At 62.0% G+C, this 15,451-nt stretch carries 16 protein-coding genes and 1 pseudogene; 13 read left to right on the top strand and 4 right to left on the bottom strand.

The annotated features are described in order from the left end of the window. Positions 1 to 119: 119 nt before the first annotated feature. On the bottom strand, positions 120 to 2,033 hold the full coding sequence (gene dnaK, locus QOV41_RS00900; RefSeq protein WP_284578897.1) for a molecular chaperone DnaK: 1,914 nt from the start codon (positions 2,031 to 2,033) through the stop codon (positions 120 to 122). A 271-nt stretch (positions 2,034 to 2,304) separates the two neighbouring features. Here dnaK and pabB point away from each other — a divergent pair, with 271 nt between their 5' ends. After that, positions 2,305 to 4,083 carry an aminodeoxychorismate synthase component I gene (gene pabB / locus QOV41_RS00895; protein ID WP_284578896.1) on the top strand — a complete coding sequence of 593 codons (1,779 nt, stop codon included), beginning with the start codon at positions 2,305 to 2,307 and terminating at the stop codon, positions 4,081 to 4,083. 11 nt (positions 4,084 to 4,094) lie between these two features. Continuing rightward, positions 4,095 to 4,730, top strand: a complete 636-nt coding sequence (gene pncA, locus QOV41_RS00890; protein WP_284578895.1) for a bifunctional nicotinamidase/pyrazinamidase — start codon at positions 4,095 to 4,097, stop codon at positions 4,728 to 4,730. 36 nt (positions 4,731 to 4,766) lie between these two features. Here pncA and grpE read toward each other — a convergent pair whose 3' ends face one another. Both grpE and hrcA read right to left on the bottom strand, forming a co-directional pair. Beyond that, entirely contained in the window at positions 4,767 to 5,351 is a 585-nt protein-coding gene (gene grpE, locus QOV41_RS00885; protein WP_284581410.1) for a nucleotide exchange factor GrpE, read from the bottom strand. A gap of 81 nt (positions 5,352 to 5,432) precedes the next feature. After that, positions 5,433 to 6,518 carry a heat-inducible transcriptional repressor HrcA gene (gene hrcA / locus QOV41_RS00880; RefSeq protein ID WP_284578893.1) on the bottom strand — a complete coding sequence of 362 codons (1,086 nt, stop codon included), beginning with the start codon at positions 6,516 to 6,518 and terminating at the stop codon, positions 5,433 to 5,435. Between the two features lie 151 nt (positions 6,519 to 6,669). Between hrcA and rph the strand changes: the two genes are divergently transcribed. The 9 genes from rph (at position 6,670) to QOV41_RS00835 (ending at position 12,920) form a co-directional block, all read left to right on the top strand. Beyond that, on the top strand, positions 6,670 to 7,386 hold the full coding sequence (gene rph / locus QOV41_RS00875) for a ribonuclease PH (protein ID WP_284578892.1): 717 nt from the start codon (positions 6,670 to 6,672) through the stop codon (positions 7,384 to 7,386). Further along, positions 7,383 to 8,027: a non-canonical purine NTP pyrophosphatase gene (locus tag QOV41_RS00870; RefSeq protein WP_284578890.1), complete on the top strand. Its 645-nt coding sequence runs from the start codon at positions 7,383 to 7,385 to the stop codon at positions 8,025 to 8,027. Before rph ends, QOV41_RS00870 begins: the two co-directional genes overlap by 4 nt. Further along, positions 8,017 to 9,174: a radical SAM family heme chaperone HemW gene (hemW, locus tag QOV41_RS00865; protein WP_415926734.1), complete on the top strand. Its 1,158-nt coding sequence runs from the start codon at positions 8,017 to 8,019 to the stop codon at positions 9,172 to 9,174. Before QOV41_RS00870 ends, hemW begins: the two co-directional genes overlap by 11 nt. A 71-nt stretch (positions 9,175 to 9,245) precedes the next feature. Then, positions 9,246 to 10,133, top strand: coding sequence for a 16S rRNA (cytidine(1402)-2'-O)-methyltransferase (gene rsmI / locus QOV41_RS00860; protein ID WP_284578888.1), 888 nt, complete (start codon positions 9,246 to 9,248; stop codon positions 10,131 to 10,133). Further along, positions 10,102 to 10,494 (top strand): YraN family protein, encoded by a 393-nt coding sequence (locus QOV41_RS00855; protein ID WP_284578886.1) that lies wholly within the window; start codon positions 10,102 to 10,104, stop codon positions 10,492 to 10,494. Before rsmI ends, QOV41_RS00855 begins: the two co-directional genes overlap by 32 nt. Positions 10,495 to 10,507: 13 nt before the next feature. Next, a complete protein-coding gene (gene gshB / locus QOV41_RS00850) occupies positions 10,508 to 11,449 on the top strand; it encodes a glutathione synthase (protein ID WP_284578884.1) in 942 nt (313 codons plus the stop codon). A gap of 237 nt (positions 11,450 to 11,686) precedes the next feature. Continuing rightward, a complete protein-coding gene (locus tag QOV41_RS00845) occupies positions 11,687 to 11,797 on the top strand; it encodes a DUF2283 domain-containing protein (RefSeq protein WP_284578883.1) in 111 nt (36 codons plus the stop codon). An 18-nt stretch (positions 11,798 to 11,815) separates the two neighbouring features. Further along, positions 11,816 to 12,184 (top strand): DUF2200 domain-containing protein, encoded by a 369-nt coding sequence (locus tag QOV41_RS00840; protein ID WP_284578882.1) that lies wholly within the window; start codon positions 11,816 to 11,818, stop codon positions 12,182 to 12,184. Between the two features lie 100 nt (positions 12,185 to 12,284). Then, positions 12,285 to 12,920, top strand: coding sequence for a MarC family protein (locus QOV41_RS00835; protein ID WP_284578880.1), 636 nt, complete (start codon positions 12,285 to 12,287; stop codon positions 12,918 to 12,920). Positions 12,921 to 13,068: 148 nt separating this feature from the next. On the opposite strand, the gene QOV41_RS00830 is transcribed toward QOV41_RS00835, so the two are convergent. Beyond that, on the bottom strand, positions 13,069 to 13,908 hold the full coding sequence (locus tag QOV41_RS00830) for a glycoside hydrolase family 25 protein (protein ID WP_284578879.1): 840 nt from the start codon (positions 13,906 to 13,908) through the stop codon (positions 13,069 to 13,071). Positions 13,909 to 14,076: 168 nt separating this feature from the next. On the opposite strand from QOV41_RS00830, the pseudogene QOV41_RS00825 reads away from it, so the two are divergent. Beyond that, positions 14,077 to 14,730 (top strand): annotated as a pseudogene (locus QOV41_RS00825) (magnesium chelatase domain-containing protein); the annotation flags it as partial. 139 nt (positions 14,731 to 14,869) lie between these two features. Beyond that, positions 14,870 to 15,400, top strand: a complete 531-nt coding sequence (locus QOV41_RS00820) for an AAA family ATPase (RefSeq protein ID WP_284578878.1) — start codon at positions 14,870 to 14,872, stop codon at positions 15,398 to 15,400. Positions 15,401 to 15,451: the final 51 nt, after the last annotated feature.

The following is a 15,451-nucleotide window of genomic DNA, read 5'->3' as shown; positions in this document are numbered from 1 at the left end:
GCCAATGGGCGGGAAGTTGGACTGCATTGCGCCGATTTCATGATTCACGTGGAACATGGTCGCATCACAAAGCAAAAGACCCGGCTTGCGCCGGGCCTTTTTTCGTCGAACCGAAGCTCTTAAGCAGACTTCTGGTCGTCGTCCTTGACCTCTTCGAAGTCGGCATCAACGACATCATCATCGTCGTCGCTGTTCTCCGAGCCGCTGGCCTTGGCTTCCGCTTCTGCCTGGCTGGCCTTGTACATGGCCTCACCGAGCTTCATCGAGGCCTGGGCAAGCGCTTCGGTCTTGTCCTTGATGGCCTCGGCATCGTCGCCCTCGAGCACACCGCGCAGGTCGGTGATCGCGGTCTCGATGGCGGCCTTGTCCTCGGCTGAAACCTTGTCGCCATATTCCTTGAGCGACTTTTCAGTCGAGTGGATCAGCGATTCGCCCTGGTTCTTGGCCTCAACCGCCTCGCGCTTGCGCTTGTCGGCATCAGCGTTCTGCTCGGCTTCCTTGACCATCTTTTCGATGTCGGCATCCGAGAGACCACCCGAGGCCTGGATGCGGATCTGCTGTTCCTTGCCGGTGCCCTTGTCCTTGGCCGAGACGTTGACGATGCCATTGGCGTCGATGTCGAAGGTCACTTCGATCTGCGGCACGCCGCGCGGAGCGGGGGGAATGCCGGCAAGGTCGAAATTGCCCAGGAGCTTGTTGTCCGCAGCCATTTCGCGTTCACCCTGGAACACGCGGATGGTCACGGCGCCCTGATTGTCCTCGGCGGTGGAGAACACCTGGCTCTTCTTGGTCGGGATCGTGGTGTTGCGATCGATCAGGCGGGTGAACACGCCACCCAGCGTCTCGATACCCAGCGACAGCGGGGTCACGTCGAGCAGCAGCACGTCCTTGACGTCGCCCTGCAGAACGCCGGCCTGGATGGCAGCACCAAGTGCCACCACTTCGTCGGGGTTCACGCCCTTATGGGGTTCCTTGCCGAAGAGCTGCTTGACGACTTCCTGGACCTTGGGCATGCGGCTCATGCCGCCCACCAGCACGACTTCGTCGATCTGGCTGGCCGAAACGCCGGCATCCTTCATGGCCTGCTTGCACGGCTCGATGGTCTTCTGGATCAGATCCTCGACCAGCGATTCGAGCTTGGAGCGGCTGAGCTTAAGCGTCAGGTGCTTGGGGCCCGAAGCGTCGGCGGTGATGAAGGGCAGGTTGATTTCGGTCTGGGTCGAGCTCGAGAGTTCGATCTTGGCCTTTTCCGCAGCTTCCTTGAGGCGCTGCAGGGCGAGCTTGTCGGAGCGAAGGTCAATGCCCTGCTCTTTCTTGAACTCGTCGGCGAGATAGTCGACCAGGCGCATGTCGAAGTCTTCGCCACCCAGGAACGTGTCGCCATTGGTGGACTTTACTTCGAAGACGCCGTCGCCGATCTCGAGGATCGACACGTCGAAGGTGCCGCCGCCAAGGTCGTAGACCGCGATGGTGCCAGTGTTCTTCTTGTCGAGGCCATAGGCCAGCGCGGCCGCAGTCGGCTCGTTGATGATGCGCAGCACTTCAAGGCCCGCGATCTTGCCGGCATCCTTGGTTGCCTGGCGCTGCGAGTCGTTGAAGTACGCGGGAACGGTAATCACGGCCTGCGTGACGGTCTCGCCGAGATAGGATTCAGCGGTTTCCTTCATTTTCTGCAGGATCATGGCCGAGACCTGCGAGGGCGAATACTTGTCGCCCGAGGCTTCTACCCACGCGTCGCCATTGTCGGCCTTGACGATCTTAAAGGGGACGAGGTTCTTGTCCTTGCTGACCACCTGGTCGTCAAAGCGGCGCCCGATTAGGCGCTTGACGGCAAACAGGGTGCCTTCGGGATTGGTGACCGCCTGGCGCTTGGCCGGCTGGCCCACGAGACGCTCGCCATCCTTGGAGAAGGCAACCATCGAGGGGGTGGTACGCGCCCCTTCCGCGTTTTCAATAACCTTAGGATTGGAGCCGTCCATCACTGCGACGCAGCTATTGGTGGTGCCCAGGTCGATACCGATGACTTTAGCCATTACTCTAGCCTCTCTTTCAGCAAAACCCTTCGTGAAACCCCTCTCGCGAAGCAGTCTCTGTGGCCGTGTGGCCGGGTTTCCCTTGCACTTGAAAAATGCGCCCGTTGCTGGGCTTGGGGCGTATATAGGGGGGGTGCCGAAAGGCTTCAAGCACGCCGATGGGAGTTTCTTGCCACCTCCGAGCTTGCTTTTTCACCGCGGTGAGCAGCCGCATCGGCCATGTGTCGTGTCGAACTTTTCTTCCCCACAGCAACCCACTAGAAACCAAGTCATGTTCGCCCCCGGTACAGTGCTGCTCCACGATACCCTTTCCCCCTCGGGGCGTAACCTGCTGTTCGTGGACCCCGTCGAGGTCCTCTGCGCCTGGGATTCCGAAGCCGCGCGGCAAGCGCTGGCGCGGCTGGAAAGTGTTTCATCCGAAGGTCTCTGGGCCGCCGGGTTCTTGAGCTATGAACTGGGCTTTCTCTTCGAGGAACGGCTGGAGGCACGGCTTGGGAAATGCAGCGCCACGCCCCTCCTCTGGCTCGGGCTCTACAAAGGGCCCCACCAGCTAACGCCGGAGGAAGCAGAAGCCCTGCTGCTGGCCGCTGCGGGCGGCCAATCCGGCCGAGTGCTGGAGGTGATCCCGCGCGTCGATTTGGCCACCTACAGCCAGCAGTTCGGCCGGGTACAAGAGCTGATTGCGGCGGGCGACACTTATCAGGTCAATCTCACCTTCAAGTCCGGCTTTCGCCTCGAAGGAAGCCCGGTGGCGCTCTATCGTGAGCTGGTGCGTCAGCAGCCGGTCGCTTACGGCGCGCTCATCAATACGGGCGAGCAGTGGGTGCTCTCCCGTTCCCCGGAACTTTTTGTGGCCAGCAATGGGGGCAAGCTCTCGGCGCGCCCAATGAAAGGCACGCTCAAGCGCGGCGCTACCGAGGCTCAGGATATGGCGTCACGGCGGGCCCTTGCCGCCGACGAGAAGAACCGGGCCGAGAACCTGATGATCGTTGACCTTCTGCGCAACGATCTCGGCCGCATCGCCGAAGTGGGGTCGGTCAAGGTGACGGACCTCTTCACGGTCGAAACCTATCCCACGCTCCACACCATGACCTCCGGCATCATGGCGCGGCGCAAGCCCGGCATCGGCACCACGGATTTGCTCGCTAATCTCTTTCCGTGCGGGTCCATCACCGGCGCGCCAAAACTCCGCGCCATGGAAATCATCGCCGATCTCGAGGCCGAGCCACGTGGCGTCTATACCGGGTCCATCGGCTACTTCGCCCCCGGCGGCGATCTCATGCTCAACGTCGCCATCCGCACGGCTGTGATCGACAAGGATGGCGTGGGCGAGATTGGCATCGGCGGCGGCATCGTCGCCGACAGCCTGGTTGAGGACGAATATCGTGAGGCGCTGCTCAAGATGGCATTCTTTTCCGACTCCGGACCCGTCACGTTGATCGAGACCTTGCTTTGGGAGCCCGGCCAAGAGTTTGCCTTGCTTGACCGGCACCTGGAGCGCCTCGCCGGTTCGGCGGCTCATTTCAGCCTGCCGTTTGATCGCGCAGAGATAGAGCTGGAATTAGCGAAGGCAGCCGCGGGTTACACGAGCGCGCGGATGCGAGTCCGCCTGACATTGGGCATCGACGGCATCGTAGTTACCGGCACTGAACTGCCGCCCAATCCACCAGTCTTCCGGTTTGCCCTGGCGCCCGACCGCCTCGCTTCGGACAGTGTTTGGCTGCGCCACAAGACCACGAACCGCGCCTTCTACGACGCTCCGCGGCAACAGGCACATGCCGAACTTGGCGTGGATGAGGTAGTGTTCCTGAACGAGCGAGACGAGGTGACCGAAGGCTCGATCACCAGCCTTTTCGTTGAGCGTGACGGCATGCTGCTGACCCCGCCCCTCTCGTCCGGCTTGCTGCCGGGCACGCTGCGGGCCGAATTGCTCGCGAGCGGCAGGGCGAAAGAGCGGGTCCTCACCCTTGCCGATCTTGAGCAAGCCGAGGCAATCTGGCTCGGCAATTCCGTGCGTGGCCTGATGCGGGCGGAGTGGATCAGAACCTAAGGAAAGCTGCCATGAGCCTTGCTATCGCGCCCGACGACGTCCTGATCGTGGTCGACATGCAATACGATTTCCTACCCGGCGGGAGCCTAGCGGTGGCAGGTGGCGACGAGATCGTGCCGTTGATCAACACGCTGGCGAAGCGCTTCACCAATGTGGTGCTGACCCAGGACTGGCACCCAGCCGACCACATCTCCTTTGCCACCCAACATCCTGGCAAGAGCGCCTTCGAGACCGTCGATTTGGACTATGGCACACAGGTGCTCTGGCCGGACCATTGCGTCTGGGGCAGCCATGGCGCTGAGATCAGCCAAGACCTCGATATTCCGCATGCCCAACTGATCATCCGGAAGGGCTACAACCGATTGATCGACTCCTACTCAGGCTTTCAGGAGGCGGACCGGGACACTCTCACTGGGCTTGCCGGCTATCTCAACGAGCGTGATGTCGGCCGGCTCTATGTGGTGGGTCTGGCGGCGGACTTCTGTGTGGCCTGGACCGCGCTGGATGGGGTGGCCGGCGGCTTCGGTGTGACTGTGATCGAAGATGCCACGCGAGGAATCGATAATGCCGGCTCACTCGAGCGGGCTTGGGCGGACATGAAAGGAGCTGGGGTTGTGCGTGTCGCCAGCAAGGAAATTCTGGGCTAGCGCCAAGAAAAAAGCCCCTCGAAAGGGGCTTTCCATCTAGGCGCTCTTGTCGACGGCCTCGTCTGCGGGAGCCTGGCCGGGGCCACCCTTGGCAACGCCCACCATTGCCGGCCGCAAAACACGCTCGCCGATGGCGTAGCCGGCCTGCACGACCTGGACCACGGTGCCTTCCGGCTTGCTGGGATCGGGGACCTCGAACATGGCCTGATGCTTGTGCGGGTCGAACTTTTGACCCTCGGCCTCGATCGGCTTGACGCCGTGCTTGGCCAGAAGCCGCTGCATCTCGCGCTCGGTCATCTCAATGCCTTCGACCAGCGACTTGACCGTGGGGTCGCTCGACTCCCGGGCTTCGGCAGGCAGCACCATTAAGGCGCGGCTCAGCGCATCAGTGGCGCTCAGCATGTCGCGGGCAAAACCGGCAATCGCATAGGAGCGGGTATCGTTGACATCACGCTCCGTGCGCTTGCGCAGGTTCTCCATCTCCGCGATGGTGCGCAGGAGCCGGTCCTTGATCTCGGCATTCTCGGTGCGGAGCGCCTCTAGGGGGTCGACTTCCGTCTCTTCAACCTCTGGCGTTTCGACTTCAGGCAGTTCGCCCGAGGCGGCGTTCTCGTCGCTCATCATTGTTCGGTTCCGCAATTCTGGTTGGCAATTTAACCCGGCATATCGGGCAATCAGGTCAGCTTTTCAACCCTTCCCGTGCTAACCGCCACCGCGTTTGCGAGCCAGCATGGCAGTGATGACATTGGCGGTATAGTCCACCACCGGCACGATGCGCGCATAGTTGAGGCGCGTTGGGCCGATCACACCCAACACGCCGACCACCTTGTCGTTGGCGTCTTTGTAGGGAGATAGGATCACCGACGATCCCGAAAGGGAGAACAGCTTATTCTCCGAGCCGATGAAGATGCGGACGCCCTGGGCCTCTTCGGCATCCCCCAGAAGTTCGAGCAGGCCGTCTTTGCTTTCCAGCTCATCGAATAGCTGCCGCATGCGTGCGAGGTCGTCGGAAGCCATGGCGTCGTTGATGAGGTTGGCGCGACCGCGCACGATCACGGTAGGTTGGCTGGCAATCGACGAAGGCTGGCTGAGCGTGGCGATACCATCGTCCACCAGCTTCTGCGTCAACTCATCAAGTTCGGCACGTTGTTGCGCCCTCTGCTCGGCCAGTGATCTCCGCGCCTCGGAAATAGTGCGACCGACGACGTGGTGGGCGAGATAATTGCTCGCCTGTTGCAGGGCGCTTGCGGTGAGACCTGCCGGGAGGGGCATGAGCCGGTTTTCCACCTGACCGTCTGCCCCCACTAGGATGGCCATGGCTTGAGTAGCGTCAAGGCGCACGAATTCGAGGTGGCGCAACACCATGTCAGACTTGGTGGCAATGACGACGCCTGCACCCTGGCTGAGCCCCGACAGCAGTTGGCTGGCCTCGGTCAAGACGTCCTCGACTTGGCCACGCTGCCGATCCTGGATGGAGCGCGCGATCTGGTCGCGTTCGCGTTCATCGACCGCGCCGACTTCCAGCATCGCATCGACAAAAAAGCGGAGGCCCTCCTGCGTCGGCGCCCTCCCCGCTGAGGTGTGCGGTGCAGCGATCAAACCAAGATCTTCGAGGTCCGCCATGACATTGCGCACCGAAGCGGGAGACAGACCCACTTCGAGCATGCGACTGAGATCGCGCGAGCCGATGGGGCTTCCCGTTTCCAGGTAGCGCTCGACGATCTTGCGGAAAATCTCCTGGCTGCGGGCATTCAGCACGCTGAGAAAGTCTTCGGGCGGTTTGATCATGTGCTTGAATAAAATCTTCCGCTTTAACCCTGCCCAGTCATTTAGGCCCATTGCGGCGCTACGCCAAGCCAGCAGCGCTTGTGAGCCGGGCTCCGGAGGGTTAAGACGCGGTTAACGAGAATTTCCCGACTTCCCTTGAGGTGATTTGCCCATGCGGCCTTCCGGACGTGAACCCAACCAGATGCGCGCCGTGACCATCAAGCGACATGTTGCCCAAAAGGCCGAGGGCTCGTGCCTTGTCAGCTTTGGCAACACCAAAGTGTTGGTGACGGCCTCGGTCGAAACCAGCATCCCCGGTTGGCTGCGCGGCAAGGGTCAGGGCTGGGTCACCGCCGAATACGGCATGCTGCCGCGTGCTACCGGTACGCGCACCCGCCGCGAAGCAACGGCTGGCAAGCAATCCGGCCGCACTCAGGAAATCCAGCGGCTGATCGGTCGGTCCCTGCGCGCGGTGGTGGACCTGACGCTGCTGGGTGAGAACCAGGTGGTGCTCGACTGCGACGTGCTCGAGGCCGATGGGGGCACCCGCACCGCCTCGATCACCGGCGCCTATGTCGCGCTGGCCGACGCCATCAAATGGATGGATGAACGGAAGCTGACCAAGGGGGCGGCGCTCAAGGATTCGGTGGGTGCTGTCTCCTGCGGCATCTATCGCGGTACCCCGTTGCTCGACCTCGACTATCTTGAGGATGTCGAGGCCCATACCGACGCCAATTTCGTGATGACCGGCTCGGGACAGTTCGTGGAAATTCAGGGTACGGCGGAAGGCGCCCCCTTCAGCCGAGCCGAGCTCGAGAGCCTGATGGCTCTCGCTGAAAAGGGCATTGGCGAGTTAACCCAAATCCAGCAAGCGGCGCTGCAATCGTGAGTACGATCCCGCGCCTGCGCCCCGGTGATCGCCTCGTGCTCGCCACCCACAATGGGGGGAAGCTCCGGGAATTCCAGGAGCTGTTCGAACCTTATGGGCTGCAGCTGGTGTCTGCTGCCCAGCTCGATCTGCCCGAGCCCGATGAGACCGGAACCACCTTTGAGGAAAATGCCCGCATCAAGGCGCATGCTGCGGCCAAGGCTTCGGGCATGCTGGCGCTGAGCGACGATTCAGGGCTCTGCGTCGAAGCACTGGGCGGCGACCCCGGCGTCTATACTGCCGATTGGGCAGGTGTACCACGCGACTTCAACCACGCCATGAAGCGGGTGGAAGATGCGCTGCAGGCGGCCAATGCCACTTCGCCCGGGCAGCGGCGCGCTTTCTTCAATGCTACGCTTTGCCTGGCCCATCCCGACGGCCGCGACGTCATCTATAATGGTCGCTGTGACGGTACGCTGGTCTGGCCGCCGCGCGGCGATCAGGGGCACGGCTACGATCCAGTTTTCATGCCCGATGGCTACGACATCACCTTTGGCGAGATGGCGCCCGAGGTGAAGCATTCCTGGTCCCCCGGCCAAGAGGGGCTGAGCCACCGCGCCCGTTCCTTTGCCAAATTCGTCGAGAACCAGATTGATCACTAATCCCAACGACATGTTCGGGGTTTATGTGCATTGGCCGTTCTGCGCCGCCAAGTGCCCATACTGCGACTTCAACTCGCACGTGCATCGTGGCCCGTTCGATGAAGACCGGTTCGTCGAAGCCTATGAAGCCGAGATCGCTCACGCCGCGCGGCTGGCCCCCGGACGCATGGTGCAGTCGATCTTTTTTGGCGGTGGCACCCCGTCGCTGATGAGCCCCAGTGCCGCAGGCCGCATCATCGATGCCATCGCCGACCACTGGACCATCGACCGCGACGCCGAGATCACCCTCGAGGCTAATCCCACCAGCGTCGAGGTGGATCGCTTCAAGGGTTTCCGCGTGGCGGGGATCAACCGGGTCTCGCTGGGTGTGCAGTCGCTGCGGGAAAAGCCGCTGGCCGAACTGGGTCGGCGTCACACCGTCGATGAAGCCATTGCCGCCGTGCGCATTTCCCAGTCCGTGTTCGAACGTTCGAGCTTCGACCTGATTTATGCCCGCCCGCACCAGACGCTGGAAGATTGGGAAGACGAGCTCAAGGAAGCCCTGTGGCTCGCACGGGGGCATGTCAGCCTTTATCAACTGACCATCGAGCAGGGGACGCGCTACTTCGACCTCTTCAATGCCGGTAAACTGCAGATGCCCAACGAGGATCTGGCGGCCGACTTCTACGAGTTGACGCAGGATCTAACCGCCGCCGCGGGCATGCCGGCTTATGAGATTTCCAATCACGCAGTTCCCGGGCAGGAAAGCCGCCATAACCTGCTTTATTGGCGCTATGGCGAATATGCCGGCATCGGGCCGGGCGCCCATGGCCGGCTGATGATCAACAATGTGCGGCATGCAACCGCTGCCGAGAAACTGCCTTTTGAGTGGCAGAAAAAGGTGCAGGCGCAAGGCCATGGCATGGTCGTTGATGACGTGTTGACCTGGGAAGAACAGGGCGACGAGTTCCTGGTGATGGGCCTGCGGCTCAAGGAAGGCATCTCGCCCGCGCGGTTCACGGCGCTTTCCGGCCGGCAGATCAGCCCGCGGCAGATCGATACGCTCAAGGGCTATGGGTTCGTGGAAACCTTGCCCAACGGCAATATCCGGGTGACGGATCGCGGCTGGCCGGTGCTCGACGCGGTGGTTGCGGACCTCGCAGCTTAAGGCGACAAAGTGCTAGCGGACTGTTAGCGTTTAGCGCAGCACTTCGGCCACAATAGACGACAAGGCGGATCATGAGCGAGAGCGGTGCCCGCTACTTTATCTCCGGACACCAGTTCGAGGCGCCTTCGCTGGCGCCCGGCCTCTATGTGGTCGCAACGCCCATCGGCAATCTGCGCGACATTACTCTGCGCGCACTCGAAACATTGGCCGCTGCCGGAACCATCCTTTGTGAGGACACGCGGCAATCGGCGCGCCTGCTCGACCATTACGGCATCAAGGGCCGGCGGGTGGCGCTGCATGAGCATAACGAACGCGACAAGGCCGGGGATATCGTGGAGAGAATCGCGCGTGGCGAGACCATCGCGCTGATCTCCGATGCGGGCACGCCCCTGCTCTCGGATCCCGGCTTTCCGGTGATCCGGGCACTGGCCGAGGCGGGACTGCCGGTCTTTCCCATTCCGGGGGCTTCGGCGCTACTCTCGGCGCTGGTGATCGCGGGCCTGCCAACCGACGCCTTTGCGTTTCATGGCTTTCTGCCGTCCAAGGCTGGCGCACGGATCAATGCGCTCGAGCGGCTTAGGGATTCACGTGAAACGCTGGTGTTCTACGAGTCGCCGCGACGACTGGACGGCACTCTTGCTGCGATGGCGGATGTCTGGGGTGAGCGGCAGGCCGTCGTCGCCCTTGAACTCACCAAACGCTTCGAGCGGGTGCATCGAGGCTCCCTAGCTGAGCTGGCGCCGATCTTCGCCGAAAGCGAAACCAAGGGTGAGGCGGTGATCGTGGTCAGCGGCGCCGCCGCGCCCAGCGCTCCGGCGGCGGAAGACTGGCAGGCGGCGCTGGAACAAGCCATGCTGGATCAGCCGTTGCGCGCAGCGGTAGATGAAGTGTCCGGCCGTTTCGGGCTCAAGCGCAAGGAAGTCTATGATGCCGCGCTTGCCCTCAAAGCCGCACAGTAAGAGCCCGGCGCGGCGTCTGGCCGAACGGATCGGCCATCGCGGCGAATGGTGGGCCGCACTCTTTCTCCAACTGCAGCTCTACCGCATCCGAGACCGCCGCTACAAAGCGCCCGTGGGTGAGATCGATCTTGTTGTCGAACGCTGGGGCACGGTGGTGTTCGTGGAGGTCAAGGCGCGTGGACGCGCCGGGAGTGAGGTCGAGGCGCTACATGCCGTCAACCAGCGGCGCATCGTCCAGGCGGCGCAATATTGGTTGGCTCGCCACCCCAAGGAGGCTGACCGCCGTTTCCGCTTCGACGTGATTTTCCTTGCGCCTTGGCGTTGGCCGCGCCATGTCATCAACGCCTTCGACGCCAGCTAATGTCAGAGATCCCATGAGCCTCAAAGTTGCGGTCCAGATGGACCATGTCGCCTCGATCAATCCCTTGGGCGATTCCACTTTCGCCCTGATGCTGGAGGCACAGGCACGGGGGCATCAATTGCTCCATTATACGCCCGACACGCTGGCGCTACGGGGCGATGTGGTGAGCGCGCTCGGCCAACCCATCACGGTTGCCGACAAGCCCAAGGGTGAGCATTTTGAGCTGGGGGAAGCCGCCAGGGTGGATCTCTCCAGCCAGGACGTGGTGCTGATGCGCCAGGACCCACCCTTCGACATGAACTACACAACGCTCACCTATCTGCTCGAGCGCATTCACCCCAAGACGCTGGTGGTGAACCCGCCGGGGGCGGTGCGCAATGCGCCCGAAAAAATCCTGGTCACGGACTTTCCCGAACTCATGCCACCCACGCTGGTGACGCGCGACCGCGAGATGATCCGCGCGTTCCGGCGCGAGCATGGCAACATCATCTTAAAGCCGCTCTACGGCAATGGCGGCGCGGGGGTATTCTTCCTCCAAGAAGGCGATCACAATTTGGCGTCCCTGATCGAACTGTTCGAGTTGAGCTTCCGCGAGCCCTTCATGGTGCAGAAATATCTGCCGGATGTGCGCAAAGGCGACAAGCGCATCATCCTTATCGATGGCGAGCCGGTTGCCGGCCTTAACCGAGTGCCGGCCGAGGGCGAGGCACGGTCCAACATGCATGTGGGCGGCCGACCAGAACTCAGCGAACTCACTGAGCGCGAGCGGGAGATCTGTGCGACGATCGGCCCGGCGCTCAAGGAGCGCGACATGATCTTTGTCGGGATCGACGTAATCGGGGACTACCTCACCGAAATCAACGTTACCTCCCCCACCGGCATCCGCGAGATCAAGCGTTTCGGTGGTCCCGATATCGCGCCGATGATCTGGGACGCGATCGAACGGCGCCGTTAACGTGGCAGGCCATCCACTCCTCTAAACCTGGCATGCACTTGTGGTGCTGCGCGACGAGAAATTCTGGAGGAGTGGGTCGAACGGGTTGTTTACGCCCCGCAGTGGGTTGAGCCCGATCTAAGCTCGCCGCGGGTTCAGCGACGCTTGGGAGGGTACCAGAGCGGAACAATCGCATCTTGCGCGTGGTCTGCGTAGAAAGCGCGGGAGAAATCCCTATAATTGAGGCGCGAAGCCAAAATGAAGCCCACCGTCACCTGCGACTCGGATGCCGACGGCCGGATCGTAGGAATGGAAGTGCTGGAAGCGAAAAAGCACCTATCGCCGGAGATTCTGGATCGCGCCGCGTAGCATTTCTGAGAGGGAGAGATGGCAGGACACCGCATCTACACCACCAGTGTCGTCAGCGTTTACCCCCATTACGTTGCCAAGGCCGAGCGCAAGGGTCGGACAAAAGCCGAGGTGGATGAGATCATCTGTTGGCTAACGGGGCACAGCCAGCAAACGCTGGAAGCGGAGTTGGCGAACGGCACGAATTTTCAAGACTTCTTCGCGACGGCGCCCGCGATGAACCCGGCTCGTAGATCGATCAAGGGCGTGATCTGTGGCGTTCGCGTGGAAGAGATCGAGGAGCCCGTTATGCGCGAGATCCGCTATCTCGACAAACTGGTGGACGAACTCGCCAAAGGCAAAGCCATGGCGAAGATCCTGCGGCCAATGCCGGGGGAGACCGCTTGAACCGGTCCACACCGGATTACTGGCACCAGCCATGATTGCCCCTGACCACGTCCTTCGTTAAAGCTGCGGCGGATCGAAACGGCTCGGGGGCGGCTAACGTATGGATTTGTCGGCCTTCTTTGTCGCCTTTGCGACGCTCTTTGCCACTGTCGGCGTGGCTGACACAGCCTTTATCTTCGCCGCGCTCACCAAGAACAACACGCCGCGGCAGCGTTTCGTCTTTGCTACGCGAGGAGTGCTGATCGCCCTGGCGATCCTCCTGTTCTTCGCCGTTTTAGGTGATGCCATTCTGGGCGTCTTCGGCATTTCCATCCCAGCGTTGCGGACCGCCGGCGGTCTTCTGCTGTTTCTCATCGCCATCGACATGGTCTTTGCCCGCCATTCCGGCGGCACGGGGACGACGCACGAGGAAGAGGATGAAGCCAAGCTTTCAACCGACATCTCGGTCTTTCCGCTCGCCATGCCGCTGCTGGCTGGACCGGGCGCGATCAGTGCGGTGATCCTCCTCACCACCGGCGCGGAAAACGACACGGAGTTCTGGCTGGTGCTGCTGGCGCTCCTAATCATCCTCCTGATGGTCTGGGTCACACTGCTGATCGCCATCCCCATTCAGCGGCTCTTTGGGCTCATTGGTTTGTCTGTGGTGTCGCGCGTGGTCGGCATTCTCCTGGCCGCTCTGGCCGTGCAATTCGTCTTCGATGGCATCCATGCCAGCGGCCTACTGGGCGGGGCCTGAAGGCTAAAGGCACGACCGATAGTAAGCGGCCAACCCTGTGCTTGATCCAAAGCGTTGCTCTGAAATTCTGCTGCCGCTCGAGATCGCCCGGGCGTAAAGCAAAGCGGCCGGCTTTCGCCGACCGCTTGAAACATTGCTGCTGTGCCACCTATTTCGCTGAGCGACAGCGCCCCGTGGGGCCCAATGTGGCGATGGCCCGCGGATCGCAACCCGTCAGCAGGAACTGGATCCATTCGTTCTGACCGCCATAGAAGGCATTGCGATCGACCTCGCCCTTGATCCCACGCACCACCCCAGTTTGCGTCCACTGCCAGAACGTCCAGGCCCGGTTGCGGTAGCGCTCATGCGGCTCGGCGGCGGTGGAGCGCAGCCAGAAGGCATTGGGGAAATGCTCCCCCTCCATCACGTCGCGATGGATGTTGATATCAGTGTAGATGATGGGGAGCTTGCCGGTATGGCGCTCCATTGCGTCCAGCATAACCCGGATCTTCTCCAGCGCGTCGGCGCGCGAGGGGCGATGCTTGCAGCTCGAATGGTTGTTCCATTCGAGGTCAAGTACGGGCGGCAGGGCGTCGGGATCGGCCGGCACATTCTGGATGAACCAGGCTGCCTGTTCGGAGGCAAGCGAGCACCAAGTCATGAAATGGTAGGCGCCGCGGGGAATGCCCGCCTCCTTGGCACGCTGCCAATTGGTGCGGAAATTGGGGTCGAGATAGTCCTTGCCCTCGGTGGCCTTCATGAAAACGAAGTGGATGCCGGAACCATAGACCGCGCGAAAATCGATGTTGCCCTGGTATCGGGCGACGTCGATGCCCTGAATGGGCATGCCCCGCGCGCGGTCGACGCCAGCATGGGGCCGGTTATCGCCCTGGATCGGACCATAGAGCCCGCCCCCGCTGGAGCAGGCCACCAAAATGGCAGCCAAGGCGACGGCAGCCGTGCTCTTGGCGAGGGCGGCAAGGGATGGAAATGTCCGGCGAACGGGCATTGGAATACTCTACGCAGCACTAAAACTACCCTCTAAATCAGGCCCATTGGGTTAATGGGGGATTAGGGTAACCGGTGTGGCACTTGGCATGGTTAACATGCCGTATTTCGTTCGCTTTACGTTCCTATAGCGCTTTGCTAAGCTCCTCGTGGGCTTGGGGGATCGGGCATGGTCACGCGGGTAGCGACGGTGGCGTTTCAAGGCATCACGGCCGTGCCGGTGGACGTGCAGGTGCAGATCGCGCCAGGCATACCCAAGATTATTCTGGTGGGGCTGCCGGACAAGGCGGTCAAAGAAGCCAGCGAGCGGGTCTATGCGGCCCTGCTCGCCTCCGGTCTGGGCCTGCCGCCCAAGCGCGTCACGGTCAATCTTGCGCCGGCCGACCTGCCCAAGGAAGGCAGCCATTATGATCTGCCCATTGCCCTGGGTCTGATGGCCGCGATCGGCGCCATTCCCCAGGATGCCTTGGACAGTTATCTGGTGCTGGGCGAACTCGGGCTGGACGGCCGGTTGGCCCATGTCAGCGGCATGCTGCCCGCCGCTATCGCCGCGCAAGGGCGTGATCTGGGCCTGATCTGTCCGGCACCCTCTGGCTCCGAGGCGGCGTGGGCGAGCCGCGACCTCGACATCGTTGCCGCCGAGAGCCTGCTGGCCGTGGCCAATCACTTGAGCGGCCATCAGCTTGCCCCGCGTCCCGAACCGCGCCGCCAACTCACGGCCGGCACCCTGCCCGATATGAGCGAAGTGCGCGGGCAGGCAGTCGCCCGCCGGGCACTCGAAGTCGCCGCTGCCGGTGGGCACAACATGCTGATGCTGGGGCCGACCACTCTGCAGTGGTTGTGTCCCATGCAACGCGCAATCATTTCGTCGGTTTAGCTGTTGAGCCGAGCGGTCCCCGGGCGGCAATCGACTCTATTCAGGTCCTTGCAGGGTTCCGTAGGTTTTCCCGAAAAGAGATACCATGAACCTCCGACACATCGTACTTTCCGGCTGTTCGGGTGGCGGGAAGTCGACCCTCCTCTCAGAGCTGGAGCGAAGGGGGTTTGCCGTCGTACCCGAGCCTGGCCGTCGGATCGTAGAGGAGGAGCAGCGCGGCGATGGGCTTGCGCTGCCTTGGGTCGACCTTTCCGCCTTCGCCAAACGAGCTATCAATCTCGCGTCTGAGGACAGGAGACGCATGATGGACGAAGCCGGCTGGGTCTTTTTCGACCGAGGCTTGGTGGACGCGGCGGTGGCGCTTGAGCATACGACTGGAAGCTCCGCTAGTAATTTGCTGGCGTCCTATGACCGCTACCATCAGAGCGTCTTTCTGGCGCCTCCTTGGCCAGAGATCTACGTGACCGACGAGCAGCGGCAACACAATCTGGCCGAGGCGATCGCAGAGTACGACCGCCTACTAATCGCTTATCGCGAGTTTGGGTATGACACGTTTATCCTGCCGAAGGTCGGGGTCAGAGATCGAGCCGATTTCGTCCTCCACCATCTCAGCTAACGACCCTAATTTGGCAGCCGCCGTTTATCCCATCGTCACCTGACATAGGAC

The sequence above is a fragment of the Devosia sp. RR2S18 genome, assembly GCF_030177755.1.
Classification (GTDB): Bacteria; Pseudomonadota; Alphaproteobacteria; order Rhizobiales; family Devosiaceae; genus Devosia; species Devosia rhizosphaerae.
This window is presented reverse-complemented; position numbering and strand designations above follow the sequence as displayed.